Genomic DNA, 19,403 nt, shown 5'->3' with positions numbered 1-19,403 from the left:
CTGCCATAAATCCAATAACATTCGGAGTAAGTCGCCCATGGCTCGTTTGCAACGCACCCTTTCATTAGGGTCGGTGGTGCTGTTCGGCATCGCCTACATGACGCCGATCATTGTCCTCGGCACTTTCGGCATCCTCGCGCAATCCACCGCCGGCATGGTCCCGGCCGCGTATCTGGCGGCACTGGTGGCGATGTTCTTCACCGCCATGAGCTACGGGCGCATGGCCGCCGCGTTCCCGGTCGCCGGTTCCGCTTACAGCTACGTGCGCAAGGCGATCAGCCCCAAGCTCGGCTTCATCGCCGGTTGGGCGGTGCTGCTCGATTACCTGTTTTTGCCGATGGCGATCTGGCTGATCGGCGCGGCGTACCTCGCTTCGGCCTTCCCGTCGATCCCGCAGTGGATCTGGGTACTGGCGTTCATCGGCATCACCAGCGCGATCAACATCATCGGTCTGAAACTGGCCAACGGCATCAACGCCTTGCTGATGCTGGTGCAATTTCTGGTGCTGATCGCTTTCGTCGCGTTGTGCGTGCACTACGTCGGCGGCGATGCGCGCACGCCGTTGTGGTCGATCAAACCGTTCTTCAATGGCGACATGCAGATGCCGCTGATCATGAGTGGCGCGGCTATCGCCTGTTATTCGTTCCTCGGTTTCGACGCGGTCAGCACGCTGACCGAAGAGACCCGCGACCCACGCCGCACCATTCCACGGGCGATCATGTTGATCACGCTGATCGGCGGGCTGATCTTCGTCGGGGTGTCGTACTTTGTGCAGATCGCCCACCCGTCATTCCAGTTCGACAGCGTCGATTCGGCGGCCTATGAAATTGCGCGCAACATCGGCGGCGATCTGTTCGTCTCGATCTTCCTCATTGGCTTGATCGTCGGCCAGTTCGCCTCGGGGTTGTCGGCCCAGGCCAGCGGTTCGCGTCTGCTGTTTGCGATGGGCCGCGACGGCGTGTTGCCCAAGTCGTTTTTCGGCACCTTGCATGCGCGCTTCGGCACACCGGTCAACAGCATCCTGCTGTGTGCAGTGGTGGCGTTGCTGGCGCTGAAACTCGACGTGACCACGTCCACTTCGTTCATCAACTTCGGCGCGTTCCTGGCGTTCAGTCTGGTCAACCTGTCGGTGATCTTTCATTACTGGATCGGCGGCGAGAAAAAGGGCCCGCGTGAGCTGGTGCTGTTTCTGCTCTTCCCGTTCATCGGGTTGGTGGCGGACTTGTGGCTGATGGTCAGCCTGGATCACCTGGCGGTGTATCTGGGCCTGAGCTGGCTGGCGATTGGCGTGGTGTATCTGGCGGTGCTCACGGGCGGCTTTCGTCGTCAGCCGCCGGAGATGGATTTTCAGGAAGCGACCTGAGACACCTCAGGCTGCGGGTCGGCTCTGGCGCATCGGTAACTCGACGCGAAAGGTTGTGCCCACGCCTGGTTCGCTGCGGACCGAAATGTCGCCACCGTGTTTTTTCACGATGCCGTAGGACAGGGACAGGCCCAGCCCGGTGCCCTGACCGACCGGTTTGGTGGTGAAAAACGGATCGAAGATTTTCTGCAGGATGTCCGGCGCGATTCCCGCGCCGGTATCCGCGACTTCCACCCAGGCCGTGTCCTGCTGCTGCCCGGTACGCAAAGTAATGGTGCCGCGCTCGGGCCCCATGGCCTGCGCCGCGTTGACCACCAGGTTCATGATCACCTGATTGATTTGCGAGGGCAGGCACTCGATGTCCGGCAACGGTTGATATTCCTTGATCACATCGGCCTTGTACTTGAGTTCGCTGGCGACGATGTTCAGCGTCGAGTCGATGCCTTGTTGCAGATTGGCCCACTGCCATTGCTGATGGGTATCGACCCGGGAGAAATCCTTCAGATCCTTGACGATCTGTCCGACCCGGCCAATGCCTTCCTTGGATTCGCGGATCAACACCGGAATGTCTTCGAGCAGAAAATCCAGATCGGCGTCTTTGCGCAGTTGTTCAAGTCGGGCCACGGATTCGCTGTCCGGCGTGGGGCCCAGCGTCTGCCAGGCATCGAGTACGCTCAACAATTGGTTGAAGTAGCCGTCGAGGGTGCCGAGGTTGGAGGAGATGAAGCCGATCGGGTTATTGATTTCATGGGCCACGCCGGCCGCCATTTGCCCCAATGAAGCAAGCTTTTCCGACTGCACCAACTGACTTTCCAGTTGCTTGCGTTCATCTATTTCGCGCTGCAGTTCTTCGCTGGCCTGCTTGAACTGCGCGGTACGCTGGTCGACCAGATGTTCCAGATGATGCATCTGCAACGAGGCGCGTTCGGTCATCTGCCATTTGGTCAGCAGGGTGTTGGCCATCTGCTGCACTTCGATGTTGTCGAACGGCTTTTTCAGGATCAGCAATCGGTCATGCGCTTGCAGACGTTCGAGCAGTTCATCCCAGGAATAATCCGAGTAGGCGGTACACACCACCACCTGCAACTGCGGATCCTGCTGCCACAGGTGTTCGATGGTTTTCGCGCCGTCCCAGCCGTCGGGCATGCGCATGTCGACGAAGGCCAGCGCGTAAGGGCGTTGTTCCTGCAAGGCCTGCATCAGTTTGCCCAGACCTTCCTCGCCGCCGTAGGCCGAGTCCAGCTCGAACGGCGGACGTTCGGCGCGAATCTGAGCGCCAAACAGTGCTGCTTCCATCTCATCCAGCTCCACTGACTGTGCTGCCGGTGGCGCGAGGATCTTGCGGAAGTCTTCATGAATCGACGGCATGTCATCGATCAGCAGAATGCGGCGGTTCGACAGCTCGCTCATGCGTTCTCCGTGACGCTGATCAGGGGGATCTGCAAGGTGAACAGCGCGCCTTTGCCCGGTCCGTCGCTGTGCGCGGTGAGGTGCCCGTTCATCTCGATGGCCGCCAGCGCGCAGCTGTGCAGACCGAAGCCGTGACCTTCCTTGCGGGTGGTGAAACCGTGGGCAAAGATCCGCGTCATGTTTTCCGGCGCGATGCCTTCGCCGTCGTCCCTGACGCTGATTTCGAGGAAGTTGTCATCGACGATTCTTACCGCCAGGGTCATGGTGCGGGGGCGGTTGCTGAGGTCAGACATGGCGTATTTGGCATTGCTGATGAGGTTGATCAGGATCAGCAGCAAACGGTGTTTGTCGCCCATCACCTGCGGCACCTCGGCGTACTCCTTGACCACCGTGACGTGATGCCGGGTCAGGGCCCCGGCGTTCATGCGCAACGCATCTTCGAGCAGCTCGTTGATAAACAGCGGCTCGGTCATGCTGTTGGCGCCGGCGTAGGATTGCTGGGTGGCGACGATGTCCTTGATGTGATCGACGCTTTTGTTCATCTGGTTCAATTCGTCGATCATTTCCTGCTGTTCCTGGGCGATGGCTCCGACCAACTGGTTGAGATAACCGGGGAGCAATTTGCCCTTGGCGTCTTCGCTGAGAAAGGCGCCGAGGTCGTGCGGGTGCTCGTTGATCAGCTGCATCGCCTTGCCCAGGCCCTGGGTCTTGCTGCTGCGCAGCTTGCGCGCGATCAGATCGCTGGAAATGTTCACGCTGTTGAGCACGTTGCCGACGTTGTGCAGCACGTTGGTGGCGATTTCCGCCATGCCGGCCTGACGTGCAGCGTCGAGCAGCTCGCTCTGGGCGTTCTTGAGTTCCCGGGTGCGCTCCTCGACGCGTTGCTCCAGTGCATCGTTGGCGGTTTGCAGGGCCGTATTGACCCGATTGATCTCGGCGAAACTGCCGATCAGGCGGATGGCCAGCCACACCAGCGACAACATCAGCAGCACCGAGAACAGCAGCAGATAGAAGTGGTATTGGCGGTCGACCTGATCGACGCGCTGTTGATCGCGATCGAGCATGGTGGTGAGGGTGTCCAGGCGCTCGGCCACGGGAATGTTTTCGATGCTTTCGAGCAACTGATTGACCAGTGGCTGCTCGCGAGCGATCAGGCTGATGTGATTGCTCATGATCTTGATCGGGGCTTCAAACGCCGGCGGAAGGCGTTGGGCGTTGACCTTCAGTTTGTTCAGGCCGACCTCGATGTCGGCGGCCCTGTCGTCGGAGGTGACCTGGGCGAATTCCAAGGCGCTGAGCAGCAGGTCATAGGTGTCGGTGGTGATGTTCTGCAGCTGTAATTTATCCAGGTCCGCCAGGTTGGCGAGCTGCTCTTGGATGTCGTCTTCGGCGGTGGGCAAAAACGCCAGGGAATTGCGCAGCAGCGCGTTGTGCGATTTGAACTGTTCGACCAGACGGGTTTTCTCCTGCATCGCCTGCAGAAAACCCTCGTGAGCTTCGTTCCATTGCGCCGAGTCGCTGCGACCATGCCCGGATTCGATTGCGTCGAAGCGCGCCCACAGCCGGTTCATCTCGTTCATCGGTGACACCAACGGATCGTAGTTGTGGGTCAGTGCCACCCTGGCCTTGAGGATCTCGTTTTCCCACAGTGAGTTCTGCTGTTTGATCTGCCGGATCAGATCCCGCGACTCGGTGTACGTCATGGTCTGGTCGGAGCTGGACTTGAAGTACAGAAACAGCAGGATCGAGGCCAGTGCCAGGGCGACCAGGGTCAGCAACAGCAGGCTGCGTCGCCGCGAGATGTTGATCATGGTTTGTCTTCCCGTTGGCCGGTCAGGGTTGTCAGAAACAGCATGATCAGCCGTTTGTCCTCTTCGCTGGGCATGCGCCCCAACTGATACTGGAACATCACATCCACGGCCCGTTCGAGGGTGGGCGCCGAGCCGTCGTGGAAATACGGTGCGGTGATCGCGACATTGCGCAGGCTCGGCACCTTGAACACCGCCCGGTCGACTTCGTCGCCGGTCACGTTGAAACGACCCTGATCGGCCACGGTCGGGTTGCCGCGATCGGCAATGTAATCACCGAACACGCCGAATTTCTGGAACATGTTGCCGCCGATGTTCACCCCCTGATGGCAGGCGATACAGCCGTACTCCTTGAAGCGCTGATAACCGTATTTTTCGTCCAGCGTGAGGATGTCGGTATTGCCCAGCAGGTACTGATCGAAGCGTGAGTTGGGGGGCAGCAAGGTACGTTCGAAACTGGCCAGCGCCTGCTGGATGTTGGTCTTGGTCACGCCGTCCGGGTAGGTGGCGGCGAAATCGCGGCGGTAATCGGCGTCGTTGGCGATCCGCTCGACGACCGTGCTCCAGTCGCTGCCCATTTCATGGGGGCTGGTGATGACGACATTGCTCTGTTCTTCCAGCGTCTCGACGCGGCCGTCCCAGAACTGGCGGAAATTGAGGCTGGCGTTGAACACGGTCGGTGTGTTGACCGCCACCGGTTTGCCGTCGAACCCCAGCGAGAGCGCCCGGCTGTCGGCACCGTTCTTGTTCAGTTGGTGGCAACTGGCACAGGACAGTGTGTTGTTGATCGACAAGCGTGGCTCGTGGAATAACCGACGTCCCAGTTCCACGCGCCGGGCGTCCTGCTGTGGCACGGCGGGCAACGGTTTGAGCGGCTCGTCCAGCGGGTCGGCACCGGCCCCGGCGCAGAGTCCGCACAGCAGCAGCGTCATGGCGGGACGGAACAGGTTCATCGGCAATCGTCTCCTTGACTCAAGGCCGGTATCGAGGCGTTCATCGCGCCGTCCACGGTGGCGGGGCTGCGCTGGCCAGCCAGTGCGCAAAGTCGTCAGCCGGTAATGCCTTGCTGAAAAAGTAGCCCTGACCTTCTTCGCAGTCGTGGGCCTTGAGGAACGCCAGTTGCTCGGCGGTTTCGATGCCTTCGGCGATGACGTTGAGCCCCAAACTCTTGCCCAGGCTAATGATGGCGCTGACCAGTGCCGCATCATTGCTGTCATTGCACAGGCCGCGAATGAACGACTGGTCGATCTTCAGCACATCAATCGGAAACCGGCGCAGGTAACTCAGGCTGGAATAGCCGGTGCCGAAGTCATCGATGGCCAGGCGGGTGCCCAGCGCCTTCAAACGATTGAGCGCTGCCATCGTTGTTTCGACGTTCTGCATCAGCACACCTTCGGTGATCTCGATCTCCAGCCAGTCAGGGGCCAGGCCTGTCTGCTCAAGCACGCGTTCGACGCCCGTAACGAAGTCACGCTGGCGAAAATCGATGGGCGACATGTTCACCGACATGCGGATCGGCGGCAGACCGGCTGTTTGCCAGGCGCGGGTCTGGCGACAGGCTTCGCCCAGTACCCATTTGCTCAGGGGAACGATCAGCCCCGTGTCTTCGGCCACTGGAATGAACTGCGCCGGGTAGATCCAGCCGTGTCCCGGTTTCTGCCAGCGTATCAGCGCTTCGGCGCCGACCACGGTGCCGCTGCGCAGGTCGATTTTCGGCTGATAGTGCAGGACAAACTCGTGCTCGTGCAGAGCGCGGCGAATGCCCGACTCGATGCTGTGCTGCTCGCGGGCGTGCTGGTTCATGGCTTCGATGAAGAAGCCAACGCTGTCAGGGCCGTGTTCCTTGACGTTGCGCATCGCCGTCTCGGCTTTCTTGATCAGCTCGATGGCTTCGAGGCCGTCATCGGGGTACACGCTGATGCCGACGCTGGCGGTGACGCTGACGTCATGCCCGGCTATCGTCTGCGGCAGACGAATGGCAGCCAGCAGTTTTTCCGCGACGCCGTGGGTTTGCTGGGGATGGTTGATGTCGCCGAGGATCACCACGAACTCGTCCGAGCCATAGCGAAACACCGAGTCGGAATCACGCACGCATGACAGCAGTTGGCGGGCGGTGCGTTTGAGCATTTCATCGCCCGCCGGATGGCCCAGCGCATTGTTGATGCGCTTGAAGCGATCCAGGCCGAGAAACATCACCACCAGTTGCTTGTCATGGCGCCGGCAGACAGCCATGGCCTGGCTCAGGCGATCACCCAGCAGGGTGCTGTTGGGCAGCTCCGTGAGGCTGTCGTATTGCAACAGATGCGAGACCTTGAGCAATTCGTGAACCCGCGCCTCGATGGTCTGCTCAAGGCTGAGCATCTTCAGCGCCGCGTCCTGCGCCAGTTGCCATTTCCAGGTCAGGGCGTTGGCCATCTGACGGATTTCCAGACTGTCGAACGGCTTTTTCAGGATCAGCAACTGGTCGCCGAATTCCAGCCGTTCGGCCATCGCCTCCCAGCTGTAGTCGCTGTACGCGGTGCACAGGGCAACCTGCAGATTTGGATCGACACGCCATAGCTGTTCGATGGTTTCCAGGCCATCCCAGCCCGGTGGCATGCGCATGTCGATGAAGGCGAGGGCATACGGACTGCCATGGCTCAGCGCCTGTTTGACCAGGGCCAGGGCTTCCTGGCCCTGATAGGCGGAGTCGAGCTGGAAGGTCAGGTGCGGCGATTGGCGGGTACCGAACAGCGTCTGTTCCAACTGATGCAAGTCGACGTCGTCCTGCGCCTGCGGGGCCAGAATCTTGCGAAAGTCTTCATGAATCGCTGGCGTGTCATCGATGATCAGGATGCGCCGGTTGGTCTGGGGGAAGGCCGTTTTCATGCCTCATCCTCCTTGGGGGAGGGCGCCGCGCGGGGCACGTCCCGGAGCAACCGGCCCGCCTGTTCGGCGCTGACCGCTTCGCTGAAATACAACCCCTGTGCGCTGGGCAGCGGTGCTTCGGCACGGGGAACATCAGGTCGATTCAGGGGTGTCTGGCCTTCTGCGATGATGCCGATGTCCAGATCCCGGGCGAAATTGACGATCGCTCGCAGGGCGTTGGCTCCGGCCGCATCCTGGGACGCGCTGGCGATAAAGCCCTGGGCCAGTTTGAGGTGATTGACCCGGTAGGTTTTCAGGTAATCGAACGAGGAATATTCGGTGCCGAAATCATCGATGGCAATCGCCACGCCCAGCTCACGCAGGCGCGGCAATGCATCGTTGTGGGTCCACTTGGTCTGGGCCAGCGTGGCTTCGGTGACATCGAATCGCAGGTCCCAGGGGGCGAGTTCCCAGCGTGCGGTGGTGCGCAGAACGTCGTAGATCAGTTCGGGGCCACTTTTGAGCTGTGCCAGGGAAATCTTGATCGCCATCACTGGCGGGGCGACTCCGTCATTTCGCCACAGGTGCATCTGGTGGCAGGCGTGATTCAGTACCCAGCGTCCGAGCGGAATGATCGCGCCGGTTTTCTCCGCTATCGGTACGAAAGCGGAGGCCGGCAGCAGGCCGAGGCGCGGATGTTGCCAGAGGATTTGCGCCTCCATGCCCAGAATCCTGCCGCTGTGCAGGTCAATCTCCGGTGCGTAATGCAGCAACAGTTGATTGCCCTGAAGGGCGCTGGTCAATTCGTCGACCAGGGTCATGCGTTCGGCCACTTCCCGCGAGATGTCCTCGGAGTGGAAGTGATACTGGTTGCGCCCCATTTCCTTGGCGCGGTACAGCGCCATGTCGGCCTGCCCGAGCAGGCTGTCGGCGTCGAGGCTGAGCCCGCTGTAACTGCTGATGCCGATGCTCACCGAAATGTGCAGCGCATTGCCGGCCAGGTTGTAGGGCGCCAGCAGCGTGTCGCGGATATTGGCTGCCATGGCGGCTGATTGGGTCGGATCGCTGACGTCCAGTTGCAGGATCGCGAACTCATCGCCGCCCAGACGCGCCACCACGTCGCTTTCGCGCACGCCTGATTTGATGCGGCGGGCGACTTCCTGCAGCAGCAGATCGCCCACCGGGTGGCCCAAGGTGTCGTTGATCCGCTTGAAGTGGTCAAGATCCAGGTAAAACACCGCAAACGGCGCAGCGCCCCGACGCGCGGCGGCGAAGGCCTGATGCAGGCGTTCGATCAGCGTGGCGCGATTGGCCAGGCCTGTCAGGCCGTCGGAGCGGGCCAGCAACGCCAGTTTTTCCTCGGCCACGCGGCGCTCGGTGATGTCGAGGATGATGCCTTCGACTTCCAGCAGACGGCCGTCATCATCGCGCACCGGGATATAGCGGTTTTCCACCCAGCGCCAGGTGCCCTGGCCGGTGCGCATCCGGAACTCGATCGAAGCGCCTGACGCATGCCGGTCCAGCACCCGGGCCATGGCGGCATCGACGCTGGCCTGATCGTCCGGGTGAATCAGTTCCTGCGCCCAGTTGGGCGAGCGCAGCAGGTCAGCGGCGACATGGCCGTAGCGGGTGATGTTGTGGGAGATGTACATCAGGGCAAACGACGGATCGCCGCGCAGCCGGTACAGGATGGTCGGGCTGTTCTGCACAATCATGTTGGCGTCGGACAGCTCGCGGGTGCGCTCCTGAACCGCCTGTTCCAGCTGGTTCATTTTCAGCTCGGCGTCTTCGGTCATCTGCCATTTGACCGTGAGCGCGCTGGCCATCTGCCGGATCTCGATCGCGTCGAACGGCTTTTTCAGAATCAGCAAGCGGTCATTCAGTGCCAGACGTTGGTCGATGTCTTCCCAGGAATAGTCGGAATACGCCGTGCACAGCGCGACTTGCAGCTTGGGGTCGACTTGCCACAGCCGTTCGATGGTCTCCAGGCCATCCCAGCCTGGCGGCATGCGCATGTCGATGAACGCCATGGCGTAGGGGCGGTTTTCAGCCAGCGCGGCTTCGAGTTTTTCCAGCGCTTCGCGGCCCTGAAAGGCCGAGTCCAGCTCGAAATGCTGGGACGGTGTCGCGGACGGGGTGCCAAACAACAGATTCTCGGTTTCGCCCAGGCCGTCGTCAGCGGGGACGAGCGGGCAGAGAATCTTGGCGAAATCGCCATGAATCGACGGGCTGTCGTCGACGATGAGCACTCGGCGATTGATCTGCGCTGCTGGCTGGTTCATGCCGCGCCGCCCATGAGGCCGCTGGCGGGTGTCATCCGGGGCATCCTTTTCCCTCGCAACTTGTCGGTTCGACCGATGGAGTATTGCGCCGTGTTCAGCATAGTCGTCCCGGCGCGTCGCCGTGGCCTGTGAGCGAAGATTTGCGTGAATGCAGTCAAAAATCATCTAGCCTTGGACTCAGGCGCGGGCCAGTGAGGCGGTCGGTCGATGTGTCGTCAACCCTGTTTCTTGAGGCCAAGCCATGGAAGAGCAATCCGCCCCTTTGCCGGTACATCGACCCAAGGTGTTGCTGGTCGATGACGAGGAATCGATCCTCAACAGCCTGCGTCGTCTGCTGCGGGGGCAGCCCTATGACGTCCTGTTGGCGACCAGCGGTGCCCAGGCGCTGGAGATGCTGGAGCAACAGCCAGTGGACCTGGTGATGAGCGATGCGCGCATGCCGAACATGGATGGCGCCTCGTTACTGGCGCATGTCCGTCAACGCTATCCGGCGACCGTGCGCATCATGCTCACCGGTTATGCCGACCCGTCGGCAATCATCAAGGCGATCAACGACGGGCAGATTCACCGCTACATCAGCAAACCGTGGAATGACGAGGAGTTGCTGCTGATCCTGCGCCAAGCCCTCGAACATCAGCATTCCGAGCAGGAGCGCCTACGTCTGGAGCGCTTGACCCAGGTGCAGAACGACCAGCTCAAGCTGCTCAACAGCACCCTGGAAAAGCACGTCGCGGCGCGCACTGCCGAACTGCAGCAGACCGCCGACATGCTTGACCTGGCCTACGAAGAACTCAAACACAGCTATGTCACCGGCACCGAAGTGTTCTCGCTGCTGGCCAATTTGCGTCTGCCGCCTGCCAAGCAGACCAATCGGCAGATCATCGAACTGGTGCGCAGCTACTGCAAACAGCACGGTCTGGACGAGGCCACCAGCCGTGATCTGACCATGGCCGCCGCGCTGTACAACATTGGCAAACTGAGCTGGACCGACGGCATGATGACCACGCCTTCGGACTTGCTGCGCCATACCGATCGCGAGCGTTATCGCAGCTATCCGAAGCAGAGCGAATCGCTGTTGATGACGCTTGACCCGATGAAGGACGCGGCCCGTCTGATCCTGCATCACCAGGAGCGCTGGGACGGCAGCGGTTTTCCTGACCGGCTCAAGGGCGAGGCGATTCCGTTGGGGTCGCGGTTGCTGAAACTGGCAGTGGATTTCGTCGAGTTGCAACGCGGCCTGATCCTCGAACGGCATTTGAACAGCGACGAAGCCCTGCTCTACCTGCGGCAGTACGCCGGGCGTTTGTATGATCCCGAGCTGGTCGAAGATTTCATTCAGGTGTGCGCGGCATTTCTGGGCGACGTCACCCTCGCCGACCCGTCGGTCAAGGTGCTGACCACCCGGGACCTGGCGGCAGGGATGATTCTGGCGCGTAATCTCAATGCCGATAACGGCATGCTGCTGCTCAACGCCGGCAAGGTGCTCAGCGCACTGCTGGTGGAAAAGCTGATTGCCTTCGAAGCCATGGAGGGCGGCAAATACAAGATATTCGTCAAGCTGCCCGAGGAGGATGAAACCGCGCTCAAGGCTCAGGGGGAGTGACCTGTGAGGTGACTGAATCAGGCCGGGCATGGGATCCTTGCGGTTTTTCCAGGCCGGTGGCTGACCCATGACCTCTGCATCCGTTGTCGCTCCAAACCTCATCCGTATCGCCGCGGCGCTGTTGCTCAACGCCGAAGGCCAGACTCTGCTGGTGCGCAAGCGCGGCACCACGGCGTTCATGCAACCGGGCGGCAAGATCGAAGCCCATGAGTTGCCGGTGCACGCACTGGCCCGCGAGCTGGAAGAAGAGCTGGGCCTGCAGATCGACCCGGCGCAGGCCTGCTTCCTTGGCCAGTTCTCGGCACCGGCCGCCAATGAGCCGGGGTTTGTGGTGCAAGCGGAGATTTTTCAGTTGACCATCGTCGCCGATGTGACGCCCGCTGCCGAAATCGAGGAAGTGCTCTGGATTGATCCCGCCACTGATCCTGCTGTGGTTCTGGCGCCATTGACACGCGACCTGATCCTGCCGTTTTATCGCAGCTCACTGACGGCGCTCGCCTGATCATTCACGCAAAGGACATTGCCATGATCCCGCTTCAAGACCTGCTGATCTTCGCCGCCGCCGCGCTGTTGATGGTACTGACGCCGGGGCCGAACATGATCTACCTGATCTCGCGTTCGATCTGTCAGGGACGCAAGGCCGGAGTCACCTCGTTGCTCGGTGTGGTCGCGGGATTTTTCGTGCACATGTTTGCCGCGGCCGCTGGCTTGACCGCGGTGTTTCTGGCGGTGCCGCTGGCTTATGAAGTGCTGAAGTGGGCCGGTGCGCTGTATCTGCTGTGGCTGGCCTGGCAAGCGGTCAGACCCGGTGCGCGTTCGCCGTTCGAAGCGCAGCAACTGCCGGCGGATTCGTCGCGCAAACTGATCACCATGGGCTTTCTTACCAGCGCCCTGAACCCGAAAATCGCCGTGTTTTACCTCTCGGTGTTTCCGCAATTCATCAGCCCCGAACACGGTTCTGTGTTCACCCAGAGCATCATTCTTGGCCTGACCCAGATCAGCGTCAGTTTCAGCGTCAATCTGCTGATCGCGCTGTTCGCGGCGGGCATTGCGTCGTGGTTCGTGCGCAATCCGACATGGCTGGCGCTGCAGCGTTACTTCATGGGATTTGTACTCGCCGGTCTGGCGGTGCGTCTGATGCTTGAACAACGCAGGACGGCCTGAACATGTGGATCGAACGCCTCGACGCCAGTCATGCCCTGGCTTACCGCGAGCTGATGCTCGAAGCCTACGACCGCCATCCGCAGGCCTTCACCTCCAGCGTGCGCGAGCGCGCGGTGATGCCGCTGAGCTGGTGGGAAGCGCGGCTGACCAGCAAGCTCGACGTGGTGCTCGGTGCGTTCGAGGAAGGCACACTGGCCGGCATCGTCGGCCTGGCATTCGAGCCGCGAGAAAAGGCCCGCCATAAGTCGACCCTGTTCGGCATGTACGTCTCAGCCGATTTTCGTCAGCACGGTTTGGGCCATGCATTGGTGCAGGCCGCCATCGCCGAAGCACACACCCATCCGGCACTGAAACTCATCCAACTGACCGTCACCGCCGGCAACGACGCCGCGTTCAAGCTGTACCAGCGCTGCGGCTTCATCCAGTTCGGACTGGAGCCGCTGGCGGTACGGGTCGGCGAAGACTACTTCGACAAGATTCACATGTGGCGACAACTCTGATCGTCCCCCTAAGTGAGAGGTTTTTGTGGCGAGGGGATTTATCCCCGATGGGCGGCGAAGCAGCCCCAAATCCTACAAACGCGGGCTATCTGAAACACCGAGTGCACAGGTCTCAGGGCTGCTGCGCAGCCCATCGGGGATAAATCCCCTCACCACAATGAATCTTTTTGTCTCGCAAATGTTCTCGGTTTACCGTCAGTCATGAGGCACCTTGGTGTCAACGAACCGCGCTAACCCCATCCAGCGTCGAGAATGATGTGTCCTTGGCGGTCAGCAGGAAATCGCGCATGTACGGTGCATCCAGCATGTCCGCACGGATCGCGGCGTACAGTGTGGCGAACAGGCCTTTTTCGCCCAGGCGCTTGGCTTTTACATAGCCGCGCGAGCTGTATTCGTGCAGCGCCCAGTGCGGCATGCCGCAGACGCCACGGCCGCTGGCGACCAGTTGCATCATCATCACCGACAGCTCCGAAGTGCGCACTTGCGCCGGTTCGATGTCGGCCGGTTCGAGGAAGCGGGTGAAGATGTCCAGCCGGTCGCGTTCCACCGGGTAGGTGATCAGCGTTTCAGTCAGCAGGTCCTCGGGAACGATGTACGGTTTGCTCGCCAGTGGATGCTGGTTCGCCACTGCGAGCATCGCTTCGTAAGTGAACAGCGGCACGTAGGTGATGCCGGCGATGTCCAGCGGATCGGAAGTCACCACCAGATCCAAGTCACCGCGGGCCAGCGCCGGCAGCGGGGCGAAGGCGAAGCCCGAGGCGAGGTCGAGTTCGACTTCCGGCCAGGCGTCACGGAACTGATCGATGGTCGGCATCAGCCACTGGAAACAGCTGTGGCATTCGATCGCCATGTGCAGGCGCCCGGCGGTGCCACCGGCCAGGCGACTGATGTCGCGTTCGGCAGCGCGCAGCAGCGGCAGGGTCGCGTCGGCCAGTTGCAGCAGGCGCAAGCCGGCGCTGGTGAAACGCACCGGTTTGGTCTTGCGCACGAACAACGGCATGCCCAGGCGTTCCTCCAGTTCCTTGAACTGGTGCGACAGCGCCGATTGGGTCAGGTGCAGACGGTCGGCGGCATCGACCAGGCTGTCGGCCTCGCGCAGGGCATGCAGGGTTTTCAGATGACGGATTTCAAGCACTGCTGGCCCCATGAGGAAAATTTGTGATCAGGACGAAAGCGGTGAGTTTGTCTCATGTTGACGACCCTGTCGACCGCTCAAGCAGCGGGGCACAGCCAGTACCCCGCTGCTTTTTGCCTTAGAGATCTGCGAAATGCCGAATGCCCAGCGGTTTGCCGATATCGCCACGCCAGATCGCTTCGACCTGCGCACCGCCTGCGGCCTGGGCCTGCTGCCATTGCAGGCCAAGATTGCGTTGTTCCGGTAATTTCAGATGGGCTTTGACGAAGTCGGCGAACGGCACCTTGTCCGAGGTGTAGTGAAAGTGCGCATACCACAGCGTGCGTGGCGGCGTGCTGGTGAGGTCGCGCACTTGGTATTCCTGAAGGAAATCCTTGCGCCCGTCAGCGCGTTTGCCCAGTGCCCGCAATGAACCTTCGCGGCGGATATCCACCACTTGCTGTTGCAGCAAATAGTCCAGATAGCCTTCGGTGGGTGTCTTGCTGCGCAGTGATTGATCGATGCGCAGCGTGCGGCCGGTGCGCCGCAGTTCAGCGGCCGTGTCGCGCAGTTGCCGCACCACTGGTTCAACCGGTGACAATTGCTCGATGGTCTGTGCGCGGGTGCTCAGCTCGGTCGCTTCGCTGACGAGCATGTGTTCCAGATCCACCGGCAGCATGTCCTGGGGAGCGTAGGCCTGAACCCGGTTGCTGTAGGCCGTAACCGCCGCGAGACGTTTTCGCGCCTCGGCCAGCAACGGCTGAACATCGGTAGGCAGTGGTGCAGCGGCTTGCGCGGGTTGGGCTGGCAGATGGTATTTACCGCTGGAGCGCTGTAGCCAGGTTTCGCGGAAACCGTCGATGCCTTCGACGGTGAAGCGTTTTTCCCGGGTGCCGGGGTCAATGCTTTCGGTACCGATCAGCAACTGGTTGTCCTCGGTTTCGAACAGTTGCCTGCCGCCGGGCTCCTTCGGTTTGATCGGCGGGCGCTGTTTGATCGAGTGCCGCGCGTGTTCTTCAACCTTGCTCAGGCCATCGAGGAATGGCCCGACCTGTTCCAGATCCAGATGCTGCGCATAACCCAGTGTCCAGGCGTTGAGCTGACGACGGAAACCGGCATAGATCTGCAGGCAATCCTCGATCACCTGTTTGCGCTGAACCAGACTGGCGCTGACCTCTGGCAGGTGATGCTGGGTCAGGAGCGCGCGCCCGACTTTTCCCCTCGCTTCCTTCATTTGCGTGTGGAAGTACATCCAGTACAAATCATCGACCGCTTCGTATCGGGTAATGGTCTCCAACAGATGTGCGGTTCTCAGGTAATAGTGAGTGCGTTCGCCGTAATTGCGGTTGAGGGCTGTGATGTCGGCTTCTATCTTGGCTCTCTGGGTGGGGTTGATGTGAGTCTTCCACAGGTTGGCCTGTTCAATGGTCGCGTGCAGGTGATCGAACTCCTTGAGAAAAGCCTTGCGAATCAGCTTGCGTCGGCCCATCAGGTGCACATGCGCTGCCGTGTGGTGGTAAGGCGTGGCGTCCGATTCGGCGACCAGAGCATCGATCTGGTTCAGGTATTCGAGCAGTCGGTCGCGGGCGATGGTCGCGCGTTCTACCGTCCGGTCTACCACCAGTAATGCACTGCCGCTCTTTAGCTCCTTGAGCTGTTGGCGTTTGTTGCCGTGGCTCAGAGGCAGCAGTTCGTCCGAGTTCTGAAAAAGCTGGATGGCCCTGTCGATGTCGTTGACACAGGCCGTGTCGACCTCCGCCTGCAGCGGCTTGCGCTGGGCGAACTCAAGACTCTGATGCTTTTTCAGCAACTGGTTGGAGGTATCTATCTGGGCCTTCAGGCGTCTTCTATAGGCCTCGACGGTATTGGTCAGGGTCAATTGCCTGCGCAGTTGCCGATCGGTCCACCAGCGCGGCAACCACTGGCGAATTGGCGCGGGCCAGAGCGGGTCCATGCCGTCGGCCAGATGTCCGAGCACCGCGCCGCCGCCGGCACCGCCACCGTCCATAACGGTGCCGTACACCGCGTAATGGGTGTTCCACTGGCCGTTTTCGTCGAGGGCGATCGGTTGTTTGTAGCTGCGCATCCGTGAGCCATAAAGCCTCCAGCCACGCGGCGCATCGCTGAGCTGAACCCGATAGATACGGCCCTGACGAACGATGAAGTCGCCATCGGCGTGGCGGTAGACGTTGCGATAGACACCGTGGGTGGCCGGGTGCAGGCCGGCGAGGGAGATTTCGAATTCGTACTCGTAACCCTTGAAACGCTCGAGCGTCTGCCTGGTCCATTGCCAGGACGTCGACATCGCGGCGGATCTGCCCAGTGCCGCGCGTTGCCGCTGGCGGCTGGCCAGACGTGCGGCTGCGGGGGCCGAGACGGTTCCGGGAAGCACATCCATTGCCGCGTCGATCAGCGACAGCAGCACCGCTTCCACCTCCGACAGACCATGTCCGAGCTCGCCGCGCAAGAACGCCGCGACCGCCAGATTGGCACTGTTCCAGGCGTCATACAGGGCCACGGCCGCGCCCACGAACGGCAACATGCCGATAGCCATTTTCAGATAGTTGAACAACGCCCCGGACTTCAGTGCACAGCGTTCGAGATACAACGCATCGTTGGAACGTGAACTGCTGCGATGGGCCTCCAGCAACCGGCCCATGTGCACGTTCAATAAATGAATGGCCAACGATGTGGTCGCCGGCCAGGCCATCCCGACGCCGATCAGCGCATCGAAATTGCGCAGTTGGGCCTGGTTGATCCGGCTGACATGGCTGGCAAAATCGCCGCTCACGGCGCGTCCGGCCAGGTAGCTGACCATTTTGCTGTCCACACAACGCCTGAACAGATCGACCCGCGCCTGTTCCAGCGTTTCGTATTGACGCAGGAGGATCGCGTCGGGGCTGTCGGGCAGGTACAGCAGCGTCAGGCCACTGGTTTGCTCGACAATCAATGTGACACCCGCGAGCGTGCTCGGTCCTTGATGCGCGGTGTCCTCTCCTCCGACGGTCAGGTGCACCGGCAGCAGCGCGATGCGTTGTCCATTCACGGCATACGCCTGAGGTGTATTCGCCTCGATGGCGACTTTCAGCACGGCATGGCCTGCATTGTCGATGTGCCGTTGCAGCAGCGCGAACTCACCTTGCAACCTGAGCATCAGCCGCCACGGTTCGCTCAGGCATTCACGGCGCCAGGCCTGCTGAAACGCCGGTTCTCCCGGCGCGCCGAAAAATGCCTGACGAATCAGTTCTTCGTAACGTCCGGGCAGATCCAGCTCTGTTACCAGATTGCGCAAATAGGCCGGGGTGATCCCGGCTTCCAGGCGCTGTCGATCAGTGGGGTTCTCGGCGCGGATCCTGGCCCGCATGAAGGACAGGCGCCACTGCACCTCCTGATCGATGTTTTCCTGTGCCAGTTGTTCAAGGGTGAGGTCGCCGCGCTTGTCGCTCGCGGTCAGGATATTGCGTTGCGGTGTGCCAGGCGCGGCGCCTTCCATCACGGTTTTTTGCCAGAAGGTCGAGTCGGGCAGGTCGAGGCTCACGCTCACGCTTTGTTTGAGCGCGAAGTCTGCGCGCAAGCGGGCGTCGATGCGTTGTTCGGCGAAGGCCTGACGCGGCGGTAATTCCCGTTCGAGCAACGCATGAGCGCGTTGCATGGCGCCGAGGTACTGGCTGATCAGCGTTTTGATCCGTGCACGTGGCGCGTCATCCAGCTTTTCAAACCATGCAGGCAGGTTGCCGGCCAGCGCCGCGCTGCGATCTTGCGCCTGACGTTCGGTAAATGCCCGTTCGCGGGCCTGCGCGACCGCTACGGTCAAGCGTTGCAGGTGTTGTTCGCGCAGCTTTTCCATCTCGGCCCGGCGTTGGTCGGCACGGCCGGGCAGCGGGTTGTCGCGCAGGATCTGCGCGGCCTGCTGTTCGCATTGATAGAGCTGTTGATCGAGGGACCAGGCCAGAGGGTCCCCCGTGAGCGGCGTCAGGTGCAGGGTCAGCCCGCCGTCGTTCGGCGAATGTTTGAACAGATCCTGTGCCAGCGCTGTACGTGAAGTAAAACGTTGCAGCCCGCCGAACTCGCCCGGCCAGTAAAGCAGCAGGCTGTCGCTCGAGTCAGGCTCCAGTGCGGCGGTCGTCGCTATGATCAGTACGCCATGCAGCTCCTCGACGGCGGTCATGTTCTGATCTGCCGCCGCCAGCGATAGGCGGGCGATAACCCCGTCCGCTGTCGGCAGATGGCGCCCCGGTGCGTCCAGCATCGCGATGATTCGCCGATGCTCCTCGACGGTCAGCTGATCCAGCGCCCTTTGCAGTTCGACCTCGGCGCGCAGCCCTGCGATACGGGCCTGAAGCAGGGCGTGGTGATGAGCATTCGTGGCATGACGCAGCTCGAGCATTTTCAGCGGATCGCGACTCTCAAGCAGTGCTGAAGCGGCAGCGTGGCTGGCTTGCCGGGCTTCACTCAGTGCGTCGAAATGCTGCGCCAGTTGTTGGCGTTGCGGGTTGTTCAGCTCTGCTGCAGCGGCGTCGCCGAGCAAGCGCTCGAGGGCCCGCTGCTCAACATCAAGCGCCCGACTGCGCTGGTTGAAGGGAATGTCCGGACTCAGCAGACCGAACAGCGCGACGTCATCGGAGGCAGGCAACGCGTCGATCGCAAGTTCGGACGGTGCGCCGATCAGCTCGTGGAAGTCACTCGTCGACGCTGAACCCGTGAACAGCATTTGCAGGTTGAGGCGCAGCGGATCCTGACCGAGCACCGGCTCGACCAGTGTCACCGCCTCCAGCCGTGAGTATTGCCCGCTCTGCCGGCAATGACTGATCAGCCAGTCCTGCAGATCGGCGTGTTGCCGGAACAGCTGCAGTGCCGGGTCGTGCGAGGGCAGATACAGTAAATGTCGCGTCGGGTCGAGACGAATCAGCAGCGCACCGGGCAACGTGATCTGGCTGTCATCGCGGCGTGCGAGTCGTGGCTGGCGGATGGCAACGTCGCTGTGTGTGGTCTGCGGGTCAACGCTTGTCAGCAGCCTCTGCAGGGGCGCGGCCTGTAGCGTTCCTTGTGCATGGGCATTCAGGCAGCTCGCCTCGAAGTGCTGGCGATAGATAAGCAGCGCCTGATCCCGACGCGAAAACGGCGTACCGGTTGCGCGCTGATCCCAATCGTCGCGCGCGGCTTGCGCCATCAACGCCCGCCACTGCCGATGACAATCGCGCAAACACGCGCTGGACTGCTGGTGGAGGTTCTGATCGAGATTTTTCGGCAACGGATGGGGCAGGCCGAAATCGACCGTGGCGGGGGGGGGGAGGTCGAACATGATGAAAGGA

At 61.3% G+C, this 19,403-nt stretch carries 12 protein-coding genes; 5 read left to right on the top strand and 7 right to left on the bottom strand.

The features are described 5' to 3' along the window. The first annotated feature begins 37 nt into the window (after positions 1–37). Positions 38–1,363 carry an APC family permease gene (locus tag CRO59_RS01525; RefSeq protein ID WP_097086084.1) on the top strand — a complete coding sequence of 442 codons (1,326 nt, stop codon included), beginning with the start codon at positions 38–40 and terminating at the stop codon, positions 1,361–1,363. Between the two features lie 6 nt (positions 1,364–1,369). Here CRO59_RS01525 and CRO59_RS01520 read toward each other — a convergent pair whose 3' ends face one another. Genes CRO59_RS01520 through CRO59_RS01500 form a run of 5 tightly spaced genes read right to left on the bottom strand, consistent with a single transcriptional unit; the run spans position 1,370 to position 9,710 of the window. Next, positions 1,370–2,773 (bottom strand): ATP-binding protein, encoded by a 1,404-nt coding sequence (locus tag CRO59_RS01520; RefSeq protein WP_097086081.1) that lies wholly within the window; start codon positions 2,771–2,773, stop codon positions 1,370–1,372. After that, positions 2,770–4,584, bottom strand: a complete 1,815-nt coding sequence (locus CRO59_RS01515; RefSeq protein WP_096795588.1) for a DAHL domain-containing protein — start codon at positions 4,582–4,584, stop codon at positions 2,770–2,772. The genes CRO59_RS01520 and CRO59_RS01515 overlap by 4 nt, the downstream gene beginning before the upstream one ends. Continuing rightward, positions 4,581–5,534 carry a cytochrome-c peroxidase gene (locus CRO59_RS01510; RefSeq protein WP_097086079.1) on the bottom strand — a complete coding sequence of 318 codons (954 nt, stop codon included), beginning with the start codon at positions 5,532–5,534 and terminating at the stop codon, positions 4,581–4,583. Before CRO59_RS01510 ends, CRO59_RS01515 begins: the two co-directional genes overlap by 4 nt. 40 nt (positions 5,535–5,574) lie before the next feature. After that, positions 5,575–7,449, bottom strand: coding sequence for a bifunctional diguanylate cyclase/phosphodiesterase (locus CRO59_RS01505; RefSeq protein WP_097086077.1), 1,875 nt, complete (start codon positions 7,447–7,449; stop codon positions 5,575–5,577). Continuing rightward, positions 7,446–9,710, bottom strand: coding sequence for an EAL domain-containing protein (locus CRO59_RS01500; RefSeq protein ID WP_097086075.1), 2,265 nt, complete (start codon positions 9,708–9,710; stop codon positions 7,446–7,448). The genes CRO59_RS01505 and CRO59_RS01500 overlap by 4 nt, the downstream gene beginning before the upstream one ends. A 241-nt stretch (positions 9,711–9,951) precedes the next feature. On the opposite strand from CRO59_RS01500, the gene CRO59_RS01495 reads away from it, so the two are divergent. The 4 genes from CRO59_RS01495 (at position 9,952) to CRO59_RS01480 (ending at position 12,977) form a co-directional block, all read left to right on the top strand. Continuing rightward, positions 9,952–11,313, top strand: coding sequence for an HD domain-containing phosphohydrolase (locus tag CRO59_RS01495; protein WP_096795592.1), 1,362 nt, complete (start codon positions 9,952–9,954; stop codon positions 11,311–11,313). Between the two features lie 67 nt (positions 11,314–11,380). Next, positions 11,381–11,815 carry an NUDIX domain-containing protein gene (locus tag CRO59_RS01490; protein WP_097086072.1) on the top strand — a complete coding sequence of 145 codons (435 nt, stop codon included), beginning with the start codon at positions 11,381–11,383 and terminating at the stop codon, positions 11,813–11,815. 23 nt (positions 11,816–11,838) lie between these two features. Beyond that, positions 11,839–12,477: a LysE family translocator gene (locus CRO59_RS01485; protein ID WP_096795594.1), complete on the top strand. Its 639-nt coding sequence runs from the start codon at positions 11,839–11,841 to the stop codon at positions 12,475–12,477. Between the two features lie 2 nt (positions 12,478–12,479). Further along, positions 12,480–12,977 (top strand): GNAT family N-acetyltransferase, encoded by a 498-nt coding sequence (locus tag CRO59_RS01480; protein ID WP_097086070.1) that lies wholly within the window; start codon positions 12,480–12,482, stop codon positions 12,975–12,977. A 217-nt stretch (positions 12,978–13,194) separates the two neighbouring features. Here CRO59_RS01480 and metR read toward each other — a convergent pair whose 3' ends face one another. Both metR and CRO59_RS01470 read right to left on the bottom strand, forming a co-directional pair. Beyond that, positions 13,195–14,112: a transcriptional regulator MetR gene (gene metR / locus CRO59_RS01475; RefSeq protein ID WP_007968856.1), complete on the bottom strand. Its 918-nt coding sequence runs from the start codon at positions 14,110–14,112 to the stop codon at positions 13,195–13,197. Positions 14,113–14,230: 118 nt separating this feature from the next. Next, entirely contained in the window at positions 14,231–19,393 is a 5,163-nt protein-coding gene (locus CRO59_RS01470; RefSeq protein ID WP_097086068.1) for a dermonecrotic toxin domain-containing protein, read from the bottom strand. Between the last annotated feature and the right edge of the window lie 10 nt (positions 19,394–19,403).

Origin of the sequence: Pseudomonas sp. LAMO17WK12:I5, from assembly GCF_900215165.1 — a bacterium.
Classification (GTDB): Bacteria; Pseudomonadota; Gammaproteobacteria; order Pseudomonadales; family Pseudomonadaceae; genus Aquipseudomonas; species Aquipseudomonas putida_A.
This window is presented reverse-complemented; position numbering and strand designations above follow the sequence as displayed.

Excerpts from the sequence above, each read along its gene's own strand:
- CRO59_RS01525 (WP_097086084.1), top strand. The coding sequence starts at position 38 with ATGGCTCGTTTGCAACGCACCCTTTCATTAGGGTCGGTGGTGCTGTTC.
- CRO59_RS01520 (WP_097086081.1), bottom strand. The coding sequence starts at position 2,773 with ATGAGCGAGCTGTCGAACCGCCGCATTCTGCTGATCGATGACATGCCG.
- CRO59_RS01515 (WP_096795588.1), bottom strand. The coding sequence starts at position 4,584 with ATGATCAACATCTCGCGGCGACGCAGCCTGCTGTTGCTGACCCTGGTC.
- CRO59_RS01510 (WP_097086079.1), bottom strand. The coding sequence starts at position 5,534 with ATGAACCTGTTCCGTCCCGCCATGACGCTGCTGCTGTGCGGACTCTGC.
- CRO59_RS01505 (WP_097086077.1), bottom strand. The coding sequence starts at position 7,449 with ATGAAAACGGCCTTCCCCCAGACCAACCGGCGCATCCTGATCATCGAT.
- CRO59_RS01500 (WP_097086075.1), bottom strand. The coding sequence starts at position 9,710 with ATGAACCAGCCAGCAGCGCAGATCAATCGCCGAGTGCTCATCGTCGAC.
- CRO59_RS01495 (WP_096795592.1), top strand. The coding sequence starts at position 9,952 with ATGGAAGAGCAATCCGCCCCTTTGCCGGTACATCGACCCAAGGTGTTG.
- CRO59_RS01490 (WP_097086072.1), top strand. The coding sequence starts at position 11,381 with ATGACCTCTGCATCCGTTGTCGCTCCAAACCTCATCCGTATCGCCGCG.
- CRO59_RS01485 (WP_096795594.1), top strand. The coding sequence starts at position 11,839 with ATGATCCCGCTTCAAGACCTGCTGATCTTCGCCGCCGCCGCGCTGTTG.
- CRO59_RS01480 (WP_097086070.1), top strand. The coding sequence starts at position 12,480 with ATGTGGATCGAACGCCTCGACGCCAGTCATGCCCTGGCTTACCGCGAG.
- CRO59_RS01470 (WP_097086068.1), bottom strand. The coding sequence starts at position 19,393 with ATGTTCGACCTCCCCCCCCCCGCCACGGTCGATTTCGGCCTGCCCCAT.